14 protein-coding genes are annotated in these 14226 nt (G+C 42.4%); 6 read left to right on the top strand and 8 right to left on the bottom strand.

Annotation, left to right across the window (positions count from 1 at the left end):
- Nucleotides 1-220: 220 nt before the first annotated feature.
- The 4 genes from hemL to DRB05_RS20065 form a co-directional block, all read right to left on the bottom strand.
- Nucleotides 221-1501 carry a glutamate-1-semialdehyde 2,1-aminomutase gene (gene hemL, locus DRB05_RS20080; protein WP_128728494.1) on the bottom strand — a complete coding sequence of 427 codons (1281 nt, stop codon included), beginning with the start codon at nucleotides 1499-1501 and terminating at the stop codon, nucleotides 221-223.
- Between the two features lie 12 nt (nucleotides 1502-1513).
- Nucleotides 1514-2530, bottom strand: coding sequence for an aspartate carbamoyltransferase (locus tag DRB05_RS20075; RefSeq protein WP_128728493.1), 1017 nt, complete (start codon nucleotides 2528-2530; stop codon nucleotides 1514-1516).
- A gap of 124 nt (nucleotides 2531-2654) precedes the next feature.
- The gene (locus DRB05_RS20070; RefSeq protein ID WP_128728492.1) at nucleotides 2655-3089 is read right to left on the bottom strand and encodes a CopD family protein; all 435 of its coding nucleotides are present in this window, start codon (nucleotides 3087-3089) and stop codon (nucleotides 2655-2657) included.
- A gap of 20 nt (nucleotides 3090-3109) precedes the next feature.
- Complete coding sequence (locus DRB05_RS20065) at nucleotides 3110-4792, bottom strand: chloride channel protein (protein WP_128728491.1); 1683 nt, start codon at nucleotides 4790-4792, stop codon at nucleotides 3110-3112.
- 295 nt (nucleotides 4793-5087) lie between these two features.
- Here DRB05_RS20065 and erpA point away from each other — a divergent pair, with 295 nt between their 5' ends.
- Both erpA and DRB05_RS20055 read left to right on the top strand, forming a co-directional pair.
- The gene (erpA, locus tag DRB05_RS20060) at nucleotides 5088-5426 is read left to right on the top strand and encodes an iron-sulfur cluster insertion protein ErpA (RefSeq protein ID WP_010372235.1); all 339 of its coding nucleotides are present in this window, start codon (nucleotides 5088-5090) and stop codon (nucleotides 5424-5426) included.
- Nucleotides 5427-6173: 747 nt separating this feature from the next.
- Nucleotides 6174-6416: a helix-turn-helix transcriptional regulator gene (locus DRB05_RS20055; RefSeq protein WP_017216404.1), complete on the top strand. Its 243-nt coding sequence runs from the start codon at nucleotides 6174-6176 to the stop codon at nucleotides 6414-6416.
- 45 nt (nucleotides 6417-6461) lie between these two features.
- Here DRB05_RS20055 and DRB05_RS20050 read toward each other — a convergent pair whose 3' ends face one another.
- Genes DRB05_RS20050 through DRB05_RS20035 form a run of 4 tightly spaced genes read right to left on the bottom strand, consistent with a single transcriptional unit; the run spans nucleotide 6462 to nucleotide 10166 of the window.
- A complete protein-coding gene (locus DRB05_RS20050) occupies nucleotides 6462-7847 on the bottom strand; it encodes an MFS transporter (RefSeq protein WP_128728490.1) in 1386 nt (461 codons plus the stop codon).
- 9 nt (nucleotides 7848-7856) lie between these two features.
- Nucleotides 7857-8474 (bottom strand): peptidylprolyl isomerase, encoded by a 618-nt coding sequence (locus DRB05_RS20045; RefSeq protein WP_128728489.1) that lies wholly within the window; start codon nucleotides 8472-8474, stop codon nucleotides 7857-7859.
- On the bottom strand, nucleotides 8474-9031 hold the full coding sequence (locus DRB05_RS20040) for a YajG family lipoprotein (protein WP_128728488.1): 558 nt from the start codon (nucleotides 9029-9031) through the stop codon (nucleotides 8474-8476). Before DRB05_RS20040 ends, DRB05_RS20045 begins: the two co-directional genes overlap by 1 nt.
- 4 nt (nucleotides 9032-9035) lie before the next feature.
- On the bottom strand, nucleotides 9036-10166 hold the full coding sequence (locus DRB05_RS20035) for a methyltransferase (RefSeq protein ID WP_128728487.1): 1131 nt from the start codon (nucleotides 10164-10166) through the stop codon (nucleotides 9036-9038).
- A 38-nt stretch (nucleotides 10167-10204) separates the two neighbouring features.
- On the opposite strand from DRB05_RS20035, the gene DRB05_RS20030 reads away from it, so the two are divergent.
- The 4 genes from DRB05_RS20030 to DRB05_RS20015 all read left to right on the top strand — a co-directional run bounded on the left by DRB05_RS20030 (nucleotide 10205) and on the right by DRB05_RS20015 (nucleotide 14225).
- Nucleotides 10205-10798, top strand: coding sequence for an alpha-ketoglutarate-dependent dioxygenase AlkB (locus tag DRB05_RS20030; RefSeq protein WP_128728486.1), 594 nt, complete (start codon nucleotides 10205-10207; stop codon nucleotides 10796-10798).
- 45 nt (nucleotides 10799-10843) lie between these two features.
- Nucleotides 10844-11158 (top strand): BolA family protein, encoded by a 315-nt coding sequence (locus DRB05_RS20025; protein WP_128728485.1) that lies wholly within the window; start codon nucleotides 10844-10846, stop codon nucleotides 11156-11158.
- A 105-nt stretch (nucleotides 11159-11263) separates the two neighbouring features.
- The gene (fabV, locus tag DRB05_RS20020) at nucleotides 11264-12454 is read left to right on the top strand and encodes an enoyl-ACP reductase FabV (RefSeq protein WP_128728484.1); all 1191 of its coding nucleotides are present in this window, start codon (nucleotides 11264-11266) and stop codon (nucleotides 12452-12454) included.
- A 427-nt stretch (nucleotides 12455-12881) separates the two neighbouring features.
- Nucleotides 12882-14225, top strand: a complete 1344-nt coding sequence (locus DRB05_RS20015) for a Na(+)-translocating NADH-quinone reductase subunit A (RefSeq protein ID WP_128728483.1) — start codon at nucleotides 12882-12884, stop codon at nucleotides 14223-14225.
- The last annotated feature ends 1 nt before the right edge of the window (nucleotide 14226 follow it).

Below are 14226 nucleotides of genomic sequence, written 5' to 3'. Positions count from 1 at the left end.
TAGCTTCGTTAAAAATTTCTCATTTAGAACAACTAAAAAGCAAAATTTTTGCCTTGCTACTAAAGCTATTTCCCCGCTTCAAGATAGATCATTTACTTAATACAACTGGTATTAAATAGACCGAAGCTTTTGAAAAGCTTATTCAAAGCGTAGCTGAAAAAACAAAAAAAGCCCTGAATGGGCTTTTTAAATAGAAACTAATGTAAGTTTTAATCTGTGATTACAACTTGGCAAAAGCACGCTTTGCAGCATCGATAGTGTTAGCGATTTCTTCGTCAGAATGCATTGTACTCACGAAACCCGCTTCGAATGCAGATGGGGCTAAATAAATGCCTTCATCTAGCATTAGGTGGAAGAACTTTTTGAAGCGCTCTAGGTCACATTCAGTTGCTTGCTGATAGCTGGTTACTTTCTTAGCGTCAGTAAAGAAGAAGCCAAACATACCACCTGCGTAGTTAGTCGTAAGCGCGATACCTGCTTCATCAGCAGCTGCTTGGAAGCCTTCGCACAGGGCTTTACTCTTAGCTTCAAGCTCTGCGTGTAGCCCTTCTTTTGAAAGCAGCTCTAGCGCTTTTAAACCGGCAGCCATAGCAATTGGGTTACCAGACAGCGTACCTGCTTGATAAACAGGGCCAACTGGGGCGATGTAATCCATGATTTCTTTTTTACCACCAAATGCACCCACAGGCATACCGCCACCAATCACTTTACCTAAACAGGTCAAGTCTGGGGTGATGTTGTAGTACTGCTGAGCACCACCAAGTGCAACACGGAAACCCGTCATTACTTCGTCAAAGATAAGCACGCTTTGATTGTCAGTACATACTTCGCGTAGACCTTCTAAAAAGCCTTCTACCGGTGGAATACAGTTCATATTTCCAGCAACAGGCTCGATGATCACACACGCGATTTGATCTTTATACTGGTCAAAAATCGCTTTTACTTCATCAAGATTATTAAATGAAACTGTTAATGTATGTTTGGCGAAATCTGCAGGAATACCAGGTGAATTCGGCACACCCATGGTAAGTGCACCTGAGCCTGCTTTAACAAGCAAGGAGTCAGCGTGGCCGTGGTAACAGCCTTCAAACTTTAAGATTTTATCGCGGCCTGTGTAACCACGAGCAAGGCGAATGGCACTCATGGTCGCTTCTGTACCTGAACTTACCATGCGCACTTTTTCAATAGATGGTACTAGCGCTTTTACTTTTTCCGCCATTAGGATTTCAGTTTCCGTCGGCGCGCCATACGAAAGGCCATTTTCAACCGCTGCAAGCACTGCTTGTTTAATCTCCGGATGGTTATGACCTAAGATCATCGGGCCCCAAGAGCCTACATAATCAATGTACTGTTTACCATCGGCATCAAAGGTGTGAACGCCCTCGGCTTTGGTAATAAATAGTGGCGTACCACCTACACCATTAAAAGCGCGAACAGGAGAATTGACGCCTCCAGGGATTGAGTCTTGGGCGCGTTTGAATAAGTCTTGACTGATTGTCATTGTCGATCCTTTTTAGCTTTCACGTTTGCGGCTAAACCAAGGTACTTCTACCTCGTATTTTTCCACTTGGTTTTCAACACCTAGCGTTAGGGCAAAAAGTGCCATACGGATCAATACACCATTTTGAACTTGGCGGAAGATAGCTAGGTTGTTATTGTTATTTAGGTCGTTGTCTAGCTCGTTTGCATCGCTGCGGCTATCGCGTGGTAATGGATGCATTAATACTGAGCTTGGTTTACAGTGAGCGTCATAAATTGCTTGGCTGATCCTAAAACCGCCGCGGTATTTGTTTGCTTCTTCTTGAGACGGGAAACGCTCTTCTTGAATACGGGTTTGGTAAACGATATCGGCAGCTAAATTGCCTTCCATTTTAGACACGACTTCAATACGGTGACCTGCATTGTCTACGACATCTAAAATAGACTGAGGCATTTGTAAGCCATCAGGTGCAACCATCGTAAAGCGGATATCTTTGTAGTGACTAAGTAACTTGGATAAGGAATGTACGGTGCGACCATATTTTAAATCACCGACTAGCGCGATGTGCATGCCGTCAATTCCAGTACCAAAGCGGCTAAGCTCTCGGTCAATTGTCAGTAAGTCCAACAGTGCTTGAGTTGGATGCTCATTAGGACCATCGCCACCGTTGATGACAGGAACGTCGGAACCGGTCGCAAATTCGGCTACTGAGCCTGCATCTGGGTGGCGCATTGCCACGGCGTCAGCATAAGCAGAAATCACGCGGGCGGTATCATACAAAGATTCGCCTTTAGCCAATGCTGAACTTTGCATCCCGGTGGTTTCGCGGACTAGGCCGCCCAGCAGGTTAAATGCGGTGCCGAAACTTACGCGTGTTCTTGTGCTTGGTTCAAAGAATAGATTTGCCAAAATCGCCCCATTGAGTACTTGGGTACGTTTTTGCTTTTTAGCATAGGGTTCCATTTTTTTTGCAATGGAGAAGATGTGTTCAATTGAATCTCTGTCTAATTGGTTGACAGAAAGAATATTTTCACCTTGGAAACTGAACATTTGGCGATTCCTAAAGACAAATTGACTACCGGGTTGCAAGGTCGCTCACCCATCCAGATAACACGCAGAATATGGGCGGTTACTTGGGCGCATATTATACCCAAGAACCCCCAATAATGCACGGTTACAGTGCAGGTTTTAAAACGGCAAGAAAGACTATGGCTAATAAGATTAGTACGGGAAGTTCGTTGAAATAACGATAAAACTTGTCGCTTTTACGATTGCGATCATGTTTAAAGTCGGCAAGTAATTTAAAGCAATAACCATGATAAATATAAATTAAAATCACGAGCGCCAGCTTGTAGTGTAGCCACATACTGAGCTTAAACCACTCACGTCCGTATTCTGTAATCATTAAAACCCCAAACACTGCGGTGAGAATAGCAAATGGGGTTACAAAAAAGAGCAGACGGCGCTCCATGATTTTGAGCATTGAGCTGCAAGATTTTTCTTCAGTCATCGCGTGATATACAAAGAGACGTGGCAGATTAAAAATCCCTGCAAACCAGGCAATCATAAAAAAGATATGTAAGGCTTTATACGTTAGCAATAAGCTCATTATAAATTCCACTTTTTAGACTAGAGTAAACTGTTTCTGGTGGTGAGTATGTGACGAATTTGGTCCCATCGCAATAACCCAAGTATTTGTTTATCATCCTTTTGATTATATATATACACCGCGCCCGAACGCTTGTCTTTTAGCACATCAAAGGCATCAGCTAAGGTCGCTTGTGTACTTAATCCTTGTAGCTCGATATAAGAGACCGATACGCTACCTTCAGAGATTAAGTTCAAATCGTATTCCGCTAAACGGTAGCCGCTTTGTTCGTCATAAACAATGAGTGGCGTTTGGCTATCAACAGCAGACAGGGTCTCTTTTATTTGCTCTTTATCGTCAGAATAGAGCAGCTTAAAATTCTCATCCATCTCAGCTACTATTCCTACTTTCTGTAATGCCTCTTTTGCAGGGGATACTTGGTAAGGCAGTCCTTGGAAATCTAGTTGTTGAATAAAAATAGAGCGATTGCCAAATGCCTGTAAAGCCGTCACGTAAGCTGTGGTGATCACTAGCATAGCTGGAACAATTATTTTTGGGTTGGAAGTAAGCTCCATTACCGCAGTGAGCGCAGCAAGTGGAGCGTGTAGTGTTGCAGCAAGTAAGCCTGCCATACCGAGGACACCATAAGTTCCCGCAACATCGACACTGGGTTCAATAAATTGAGCAAAGAAAGACATCAAAGTGCCCATGATAACCCCAAGCCCAATTACTGGGCCAATAAGCCCGCCTGGTATACCAAGCCCAATTGCGAATATAGTTGCCATCAGCTTAGCAATTAATATTGTTGTAAGTAGCTGTAGGTTGTGTGGAGACTCCACGGCTTGGGTGATAGCACTCATACCTGAGCCCATTGCACCCGGCACGGCATAGCCAATCAATCCCGCGATTAACCCCGCTAATAAAAGACGAGGAAACATACTGATGGGCTTAAAAGTTTTGATGATCAGCATTAGGTTTTGATTAAAAGCGAAAGCAACTGCCCCTAATGCTGCACCACAAATAATTAAATAGGGGTAATGCCAAAAGCTCAATGGAGTGATATGAATGAGTGCCAGCTCAGAGCTATTGCCAAATACATATTGCGTGCTCATTGCACCGATCACTGAGGCTAACATCACGGGCACGAAAATATGGATTTTATACTCCCTTAGCACGACTTCCATAACGAATATCACTGCTGCTAGCGGGGTATTAAATGAGGCGGCAATACCCGCAGCTACACCGCAACCGGCTAAAGTCCGTGCAGCATTTAATGGTAAATGTAAGCGCTCTGACAAAATACTCGCGGCTGTTGCTCCCATGTGTACAGATGGTCCTTCTCGACCAACAGAAAAGCCACTGATCAAAGCGACAGCACCACCAAAAAACTGGTTAGCAGAGTTCCAAATTGGCATATGACCGTAATGGTGTTTGATTCGATTAATCACATATGGAATGCCCAAACGGTAATGCTTAAACCCTGTTAATGCTGCAAAGACTGCGATGAGTAGAGCAGCAAGCACAGGTAAAAATAGCCGGTGTAGCTCAGAAAGCTCTGTAAAGTCATCTGGTTTGTCGAGAAATGTGCCTTGGATCAATTCAATAGTAAGACGAAAAGCAATGATAAGTATCGCCGCAAGCAGGCCTGCACCAGCACCAAGCAGGCACAGTTGTGCTGAAGTTTTAGGTTTTGCAAGGCTTCGTCTTAATGCATCCAACGACATGAACGTCATTCCACAGTGATAAACACGTTAAGAATAACAAATTTTTTATCTTAAGTCCTTGTGCCAGCGCAACTAAGCCGCTGAGATATTATTACTTTATTGTTCTTAATCTAGTGATAACTGAATCACATTAAGCGTCACAACCCTCAGCGAAATTAGCCTCAGGCGATAGTATTGATGAAACTATGTTTTTCAAATATGTGGCATCTTGGTGGGGTTGGTACAAACGCTATACTTGATTAAAATACTCAGGTATTAGATAATTTACGGATTACAGGATTAGGGGTCTAAATCTATGTCTGAACAGTTACCAATTCAGTTTTCTGACGCAGCGGCAAGTCGCGTAAAAGAACTTATTGAAGAAGAAGAGAATGCCAATCTTAAACTACGTGTTTACGTAACAGGTGGTGGTTGCTCAGGCTTTCAATACGGTTTCACCTTTGATGAAAAAGTAAATCCAGGTGACTTAGAAATCGTTAAGAATGGTGTGACTATGGTTGTTGATCCTATGAGTATTCAGTATTTAATCGACGGCATCGTAGATTATACCGAAGGACTTGAAGGCGCGCGTTTTTTCGTAAATAATCCAAATGCAACGACCACCTGTGGTTGTGGTGCAAGTTTCAGCGTCTAAATCAAATTAGAATCGCTATATCGCTATATCGTTAAAGAGTCATGCTTTGGTCATGGCTCTTTTTGTTTTTGCCCACCACAACTCAATTTGCTTTATTCGCTAAAAACTACCTGTTAGATACATCATTAAGACGAAAAAACCTAAAACAAAAGATGAAAATACTAAGATGTAGATAAAGCCTTTTTTTCCTTGCTTAAGCGGCACGCCGTTTGAGCGAAGGAAGTAAACCCAGCCTAAGCACAGTAGAATTGGCAGTAAAAACAGTAATCGAATCATCTAAGAATAGCCTCTTTTTTAACCTCTTAATAAATGTTAGCTTTAAGTTTTTATTTTTTAAAGGAAAATAATTTATTTCAAATACTGGTACATTTTTTAAAAAATTTGTTAAAGTGTTACTGGATATTACAGGCCTTAACAATTTAAGAAAAAGTAAAAAATTAATTAGGTGTTACTTGTGTTTTAGTCTATACCTAATTGGGTACATAGGGACAAGTTAACAATTTGTCTACCTGTTACTAATTTTGGCACAATTTACCATGGATATCTGGTAAGTTGTAGTAAAATGGGGGTAAACTGTAATCTTGCTTAGAGTGAGTAGTAGTAAGCTTTAAGTTCATGCAGGCTTAATACTTTACCTCGTAAAGTTTTGGGTTCAGGTACAACTGTAGTATTTAGAGTATAACTAAATGAGACGGGCATATTTCATTTAGGTAATTTAGTCTTTCATCTAGTAGGAGATGTATAATTATGATGGGTAAAACGGTTTCTTCTGAAGAAAACGGTAAACTAACCAAGTGGCTAAAATCAAAGCGCCACGAGAAAGGTCACACAATGCGCAGCCTTGCGCAGGTGTTAGGTACGCCTCATTCATTCATTGGTAAGATCGAAAACCAAGAGCGCCGGTTGGATGTTATTGAGTTTTTACGTTACTGCGAAGCGCTAGAAGTTGATCCTTATGAAGGCTTACAGCTAATCAAAGAAGATCAATAAGCGTTTAGTTAGCAAAAAACGTAAAAGGTGCAAGGACCTGCACCTCTAGTTTTTGCTAGCATGATACGCTTTTTCAATAGCATAAAGCTTGTGCCGAATTAAATATAAAAATAATAATGATGGAAGCACCATAAGCGCTGTTAGCGCGAAGAAGAGTGCCCAATTACCTCCAAGCAAATCATCTATCACAAAACCGCTATAGCCCGACAGCACGGTACGGCCTAAACTGCCAAGTGATGCCAGTAAGGCATAGTGGGTCGCACTAAATGCTCTATCACAGAGCATAGAAATAAACGCCACCATGGCTACCAATGACCACGCCTGAGTAAAGCCATCCACTACAATTGCTAGTGCGTAAAGGTGTTCTTTGGGGCCTGCAATTGCAATCCAAGAAAACATTAAATTAGATGCGGCCATAGCGACGCCACTGATAAACAAGCCTTTTACGATACCGTACTTGTGGTTAAAAATACTGCCAAGAAATGCAAATACAATGGTGATCACACCGGTCCCAAGTTTGGAATATTGTCCGATTTGGGTGTTTGAAAACCCCACTTCTTTATAAAATACGATGGACATGCGGGCTAAGAAGGCCTCTCCTATCTTAAATAGGAAAATAAAGGCGAGTAGAGCACATGCCGTTTTAACCCCATTCTTTTCAAAAAATCGTTTAAAGGGTTCAATCAGGGTCACGGCAAGCCAAGCATAGACCTTTTTGGAAGCATTTGATGAAGCGCGGTGGTTAAGTTTTTGTTCGTAACTCTTCTGTAGCTGCTCTTGTACTTGCTCGCGATGAGATTTTGGCTCTTTTGCCAACAAAGTGACCACTAATAAACACACGACGACGACGCTTAGCATCTGATAGATAATGGGCCAACTAAAGCCGGGTAAATCGGCCATAAAGAAAGGAATGGCACCAAGTAAGGCATAGCCAGACCACCAACCTGAAGTCGCCATCGCTGCCGCAGCCGTTGCCTTTTCACTTTCGTCTTCTGGTAAAATATCGATACGATAAGCATCTATTGCAATATCTTGGGTAGCTGAAAATAACGCAATAATAAAGCACAATAATGCAGCATACGAAAGGTGGGTTTTAATTGAAATAGTGGCTAATGCGAAGGTGGCAATAATAATAATAAATTGGCAACTTGCTATCCAGCTTCGCCTTTGTCCTAAGCGATTATACAGCAAGGGGATTTTTATGCGGTCAACGAGTGGGGACCACAAAAAATTAATGGTATATGCACCATATACTAGGCCAAATAGGCCAATGGTGCTGCGGCTTAATCCTTCATCTTTAAGCCAAGCTGACATCACCGAGCCAATCAATACCCAAGGAAAACCGCTACTTATTCCAAAAGCAAAGACAGTTAAGAGGCGTTTGTCTTTGTAATAACTAAGATATTGCGAAAAGCTAGATGATATCAACATAAAAGGGTATTACTCTGGCTGTTTTAATACTTCGACTGAAAGAATAATGACGGGCTCTTTAGGTATAAAGGTATAGCCAAGCTTTTCATTGTAGCCGGTTTCCACCTTCATAATTGCGTCCAATGTTTCATAGCCCTCAGAGACGTTCCCGAACACGGCAAAGCCCCAGCCTCTACCCGGGTTCAAGTGATCGTTGTCGTCCATATTAAAGAAAAACTGTCTGGTACCAGAGTGTGGTTTGTTGTCTTGGTATGCCATGGCAATGGTATACATATCATTTTTCAGACCATTACCGCTTTCATTGAAGATAGCTTCGCGCTCAAACATACCATCGTATTCTTTGTCGTAACCCCCACCTTGGATAACAAAGTCTTTTTCATTGGCTTCATCACGCTCAACTCGATGGAAAACAGAGCCGTTATAATCTTTGTTGATCACGTAAGTTAAGAAGTTATTTACTGTGATTGGGGCTCTCGATCTGTCTAGTTCGACAATAATCGGCCCTTTACTAGTATTGATTTGAACTCGAGGGAATAGATTATTCTTTTGTACAAATTTACCGCTCATTTCGGCAAAGACATTCATGCTTAATAATAGGGCGGTTAAGCTTAGAATTATTTTTTTCATTAACTTCCTCTCACAAATTGAATAAATTCAGGATCTTGAACGATTCGAGTAACAACCTGTTGAGCTAGGTTGTTGAGCTGTTCTTCGATTTTGGCTTGGTCGTGTTTTAGAGGACCATTTAAATTAGCGTTACCTTTATATTGCTTTTTGAAACTGCGAGCCCCTTGCTTTATCAGTACGGTGACGTCAGCTTCAGCATCGCTTTGGTGGTTCGAGAAAGACTCCTCAATAATGGCTTTAAAGCGATTGATATTCACAGTGATTTGCGTTGCAGCGACCGGTGTTATTTGCGCGCCATGTGCAGTGAGAGCTTGTGTTAATACCTGATTAAAATTAACTGGTAAATTAGCATCAGGTACGTAAAGTGCGGGTTCTTGGTTTTTCACGCGAATAGTGTATTTTGTAGTCCGTAGGTCGTTTACTTGTACCGCCACGTTGGCGGCGAGCGCGTTTGACGAAGGACCTTGATATTCCGGATGAAGAATGACACTGCGTGGTGAGCTTTCACAGCCCACGAGTATCAAGGTTAGCAGAATAATCAGCAATGAAAAACGCATGAAGTTAGCTCCTCTTTATTGCACTTAAAACAGTGAACTTTTTGTTATTGCCTAGTGTCTTGCTGTTACCGAACAAACGCTTGAGTTTATCGTCATATTCCAAGTGGCGGTTACCGATAATTCTTAACTCACCCCCTTGTCGAAGCGCTGCCTTAGCTTGTAAAAACATCTGCCAAGCGATGTGATCTGTGATTGCATTGGCCTGATGGAATGGCGGGTTACACAGTACCAGATCCGCACCGTAATTTTCAAAACCCGTTAGACAGTCGTTTTGGACAAACTGACAATCAGCAACACGCTCGGGTAAATTATTAACGATATTTTGCTTCGCGCTGTGCACCGCCATCGCCGACTCGTCGATAAAGGTGACGGTAGCATTTGGCATTTTTGCGAGCGTCATCAATCCAATGACACCGTTACCGCAGCCAAGATCAATGACCTTCATTGGTTTCTTACCCATAGGAAGGTAATTAATAAAAAAACGTGCGCCAATATCAAGAGAATCTCGTGAGAAAACATTTGCTTCATTCGACAAGGTAAAATCGGTTTTTTCCAGCGGCCAAGACACAGGGAATTTACTATCAATGGCTTTGGCTGACGTCTTGCTGAATACCAAGCGCGATTTTTTTACCGCTAAGCTAGTCGTTGGCTCCGTCAAAAAGTGGCTAAAGCTTTTTAATGTGGAGGTGTGAATTTCTTTTGCTTTGCCCGCCGCAATTACGGGAATGCCTGAAGTTAGTTTACTTAACTGTGCAAGTTGCGCTTGCAATAGCCCTGAATTTTTAGGAATTTTTATTAATATCAGATCGATATCTTGTGGTAGCTCATCCATGCTAGTGAGTACATCAACCTGAGCGCCTGCGAGTCCGTTGGCCTCCAAATTATGCTCATAGGCGAGGGTACTCACATAAGAGTCGGTCACTACCGTGCAGTGCTTGTCGGCAAGTGCACAGCATAACGCGCCAAAACTATCGTTGAGAATGAGAATACGGTTTGCATCGTGGTGATGTTCAAAGACATAATCTAACAGGTATTCGTCGGCTGAATCCCAAGCTTGTAAGCTACGGTTTTTTTGATCGAGTGGAAACCTATGTAGCGTAAAAGGGTTTCCGGCTAGAATTGCATCAGTCGTCATGTGAATATTCTATAAATAAAAGCAGCGGGTAGTTTAACATGAGAGCAGTAGACAAAGCACGGAACTTGCCGAGCGGTTTTAGCTATCAAGCACAGGCTATTAGCTTCGATAAAAGTCTAGCGCTATATAATGTACTACTGAGTAGCCTTGCGTGGCAGCAAAATACCATCACCTTATTTGGTAAGACCCATCAAACGCCTCGACTAGAACGCTTTATTGCCGACTCTGACGTGCATTACAGTTATTCGGGGAAGCGACTTGAAAATGCGCCTTGGCCTTCGGTATTGCTAGGGATAAGACAAACGCTAGAACGCAGATTTAATATTCCTTTTAATGCGGTATTGGCTAATTTTTATCGTGATGGTCAAGACAGTATGGGCTGGCACAGTGATGATGAACCTGAACTCGGTTTGACGCCTACAATTGCTTCACTGTCGCTTGGCGCGACCCGCAAATTCAAAATACGCCACAAAGTAAGTCACTCTGTAACCGATATTTTATTGGAAACGGGTAGCTTATTGGTAATGCAAGGTGATAGTCAGCGCGACTATCAACATGCTTTGCCAAAGCAGACCAAAGTGTCCCAAGGGCGCATTAATCTCACCTTTCGAAGTGTTGGAAATACGCGCTGAACGGCGTATAGTAGCGTCACGAATTGCTCTAGGAGACAAAGTATAATGTCAATGCAATCACAGATTTATGACAAGATAGCTGAAGCCGTTGCATGCAAGCACTTGAACGTTATCAATGAAAGCCATATGCACAGTCGTGGCGAAGAGTCTCACTTTAAAGTCATTGTAGTAAGCGAACAATTTATTGGCCAGAGACTGCTGCAGCGTCATCGAAAAATCAATGAAGTGCTAAAAGATGAGCTGCAAAATCATATTCACGCTTTGGCCATTCATGCCTATACACCTGAAGAGTTTTCAGAAAAGGAAGGTCAGACGCCTGAGTCACCAAAATGCTTGGGTGGTTCTAAGTTCGATAGCTGATCAGATGTGTGTTTTACATATCTGCCAGTACACTACGCAGTAATTTTAATAAAGTGAGTCCAACCTCACTTTTATTTTGTATCAAATCAATGGATAGGATCTCTTATGGTCATCAAACCAAAAATTCGTGGATTTATTTGTACTAATGCACATCCTGTAGGCTGTGCAGCACACGTTCAAGAACAGATTGAATACGTAAAACAACAAGGCCAAATCGAGAATGGTCCTAAGAATGTATTAGTAATTGGTGCATCAACAGGTTATGGCTTGGCATCGCGTATTACTGCTGCATTTGGTGCTGGTGCGAAAACGCTAGGCATCTTCTTTGAAAAAGAAGGTTCAGAGAAGAAAACCGCATCAGCAGGTTGGTATAATACGGCTGCGTTCCAGCAAGCTGCAGAAGAAGCGGGTTTGTGGTCTAAAAATATTAATGGCGATGCGTTTTCTGATGAGTTGAAGCAAAAAACCATCGAAACCATTAAAGCTGAATTAGGCAAAATAGATTTAGTGATATATAGCCTTGCGTCTCCTCGTCGTAAAGACCCTAAATCTGATGAAGTTTACTCTTCAACACTTAAGCCAATTGGCTCAGCTATCACAACTAAAAACTTGAATACGTCAAAGCGCGTCATTGATGAAATGACGGTTGAAGCCGCGAACGAAGATGAAATCGCCAATACGGTTAAAGTGATGGGTGGTGAAGATTGGGAACTTTGGATTGACGCGCTTAAGCAAGCGGATGTGCTGGCTGATGGCTTTAAAACAACGGCATACACTTATATCGGTAAGGAGCTGACTTGGCCAATTTACGGTCACGCGACTATTGGTAAAGCAAAAGAGGATTTGGACCGTGCGACGCAGACAATTCGCGAAACCACAGCGGATATTAAAGGCGAAGCGTATGTATCATCTTTGAATGCGGTAGTGACGCAGGCAAGCTCTGCTATTCCAATTATGCCTCTTTATATCTCTGCACTATTTAAAGTGATGAAAGGTGATGGCACATATGAAGGGACTATCGAGCAAATCCATGGGCTGTTTACTGAAAATCTATATGGTCAATCGCCACGTTTTGATGATGGCGGTCACTTGTTCCAAAACTATAAGGAACTAGAAGACGGTGTTCAAGCGCGTGTACAGACCATTTGGGATACTGTTGATACTGATACAATCGATGAGTTAACTGATTATGTTGGCTACCACAATGAATTCTTGAAGCTATTCGGCTTTGGAGTAGACGGCGTAGATTACGAAGCGGATGTGAATGCGGCGGTAGAAATTAATCATCTCGTTTAATTTCACGGTTTTTGAATTTACGGGCAAAGTACTAATTGGTACTTTGCCCGTTTTTGTTTAATAGCGAATTTTTTACTTATTTTGCAGATTAGGGTAAGAAAAATTTTATCTATACCACTTTGGTCTATACTCCTTTCTGTGATGGATTTTTCAACTAATCCAAATCCACGTTAAAGTCGTATTAATTTCATAATTCCACTCGCATACTCAGTACGATTAATGTTAAAATCAGAGAAATATGTGAGGACTTTTATCACGACGCTGCTTTTTTGTGCGCGTTGAGGGGTATTTTAAAGGGGCTGTTTGGGAACCCTATCCGGACTCATAACTTTCTGCTCTTTATACCTAATACTTAGTACAAACGAGGTGGCGCTGTGGTGACTAAAGATATTTTCAGTTTCTTTCCGTTAATGTAATGCAAGTGCGTATGATCAACATAAAAAAAGGTCTGGACTTACCAATAGAGGGCGCACCTCAGCAAGTTATTCATGATGGTTCTGCTGTCAAACGAGTAGCTGTGCTAGGTGAAGAATTCATCGGTATGCGTCCTACCATGCATATTCGTGTGGATGACCAAGTCAAGAAAGGCCAAGTTCTTTTTGAAGATAAAAAGAACCCAGGCGTCAAGTTTACTGCGCCAGCTTCTGGTGTAGTTAAAGAAATTAACCGTGGTGCTAAGCGTGTACTTCAATCCGTTGTGATCGAAGTTCAAGGCGACGAGCAAATCACTTTTGAGAAGTTTTCAGCTGCTGACTTAAGCAACTTAGACTCTGAAAAAGTGAAGGAAGTGCTAATCGAGTCTGGTCAGTGGCCAGCACTTCGTGCACGTCCATTTAGCCGTGTCGCTGTGCCGAGTGCAACACCTAGCTCAATCTTTGTGACAGCAACAGATACTAATCCGTTAGCAGCAGATCCTGCTGTTATCATCGCGGAAAACGTGGAAGCGTTTGAAGCGGGTCTAGCGGTTGTATCTCGTTTGACTGAAGGCAAAGTATTTGTGTGTAAGAAAGCGGGTGCTAACGTACCTAGCTCTTCGATCTCACAAGTAGAAGTTCATGAGTTTGCAGGTGTTCACCCAGCAGGTAACGTGGGTACTCACATTCACTTCCTAGATTCTGTAGGTACAAACAAGCAAGTATGGCACATTGGTTACCAAGATGTCATCGCGTTTGGTAAGTTGTTCCTAACAGGTGAAATCTACTCAGACAGAGTTGTTGCTTTAGCAGGTCCTCGAGTTAAGAATCCTCGCTTAGTGAAAACTCATGTCGGTGCGTCGCTAACAGATTTAGTTGCAGGCGAGCTTGAAGACGGTGATAACCGAGTCATTTCTGGCTCTGTGTTAGCTGGTAAAACAGCAACTGGCTCTCACGCTTACCTTGGTCGTTACCATACTCAAGTATCAGTATTACTTGAAGGTCGCGAGAAAGAGCTATTTGGCTGGATCGCTCCGGGTAGTGACAAATTCTCAGTAACACGTACATTCATTTCACACTTAACACCTAGCCGTTTGTTCAAGATGACAACGTCTACTGGTGGCTCTAAGCGTGCGATGGTACCAATCGGTAACTATGAGCGTGTTATGCCACTCGATATTTTGCCAACGCTATTATTACGTGATCTTATTTCGCGTGATCTAGATTCTGCGATTTCGTTGGGTGCATTAGAGCTAGATGAAGAAGATTTAGCACTATGTACTTACGTATGTCCGGGCAAATATGAGTACGGTTCAATCCTGCGTGATTGCCTGACTACTATCGAGAAGGAAGGTTAAA

Source organism: Pseudoalteromonas sp. A757 (assembly GCF_004103285.1).
In the GTDB taxonomy this organism is placed as follows: Bacteria; Pseudomonadota; Gammaproteobacteria; order Enterobacterales; family Alteromonadaceae; genus Pseudoalteromonas; species Pseudoalteromonas galatheae.
The sequence above is the reverse complement of the archived record's forward strand: the minus strand, read 5'-3'. Positions and strand labels throughout refer to the sequence as shown.

Excerpts from the sequence above, each read along its gene's own strand:
- hemL (WP_128728494.1), bottom strand. The coding sequence starts at position 1,501 with ATGACAATCAGTCAAGACTTATTCAAACGCGCCCAAGACTCAATCCCT.
- DRB05_RS20075 (WP_128728493.1), bottom strand. The coding sequence starts at position 2,530 with ATGTTCAGTTTCCAAGGTGAAAATATTCTTTCTGTCAACCAATTAGAC.
- DRB05_RS20070 (WP_128728492.1), bottom strand. The coding sequence starts at position 3,089 with ATGAGCTTATTGCTAACGTATAAAGCCTTACATATCTTTTTTATGATT.
- DRB05_RS20065 (WP_128728491.1), bottom strand. The coding sequence starts at position 4,792 with ATGTCGTTGGATGCATTAAGACGAAGCCTTGCAAAACCTAAAACTTCA.
- erpA (WP_010372235.1), top strand. The coding sequence starts at position 5,088 with ATGTCTGAACAGTTACCAATTCAGTTTTCTGACGCAGCGGCAAGTCGC.
- DRB05_RS20055 (WP_017216404.1), top strand. The coding sequence starts at position 6,174 with ATGATGGGTAAAACGGTTTCTTCTGAAGAAAACGGTAAACTAACCAAG.
- DRB05_RS20050 (WP_128728490.1), bottom strand. The coding sequence starts at position 7,847 with ATGTTGATATCATCTAGCTTTTCGCAATATCTTAGTTATTACAAAGAC.
- DRB05_RS20045 (WP_128728489.1), bottom strand. The coding sequence starts at position 8,474 with ATGAAAAAAATAATTCTAAGCTTAACCGCCCTATTATTAAGCATGAAT.
- DRB05_RS20040 (WP_128728488.1), bottom strand. The coding sequence starts at position 9,031 with ATGCGTTTTTCATTGCTGATTATTCTGCTAACCTTGATACTCGTGGGC.
- DRB05_RS20035 (WP_128728487.1), bottom strand. The coding sequence starts at position 10,166 with ATGACGACTGATGCAATTCTAGCCGGAAACCCTTTTACGCTACATAGG.
- DRB05_RS20030 (WP_128728486.1), top strand. The coding sequence starts at position 10,205 with ATGAGAGCAGTAGACAAAGCACGGAACTTGCCGAGCGGTTTTAGCTAT.
- DRB05_RS20025 (WP_128728485.1), top strand. The coding sequence starts at position 10,844 with ATGTCAATGCAATCACAGATTTATGACAAGATAGCTGAAGCCGTTGCA.
- fabV (WP_128728484.1), top strand. The coding sequence starts at position 11,264 with ATGGTCATCAAACCAAAAATTCGTGGATTTATTTGTACTAATGCACAT.
- DRB05_RS20015 (WP_128728483.1), top strand. The coding sequence starts at position 12,882 with ATGATCAACATAAAAAAAGGTCTGGACTTACCAATAGAGGGCGCACCT.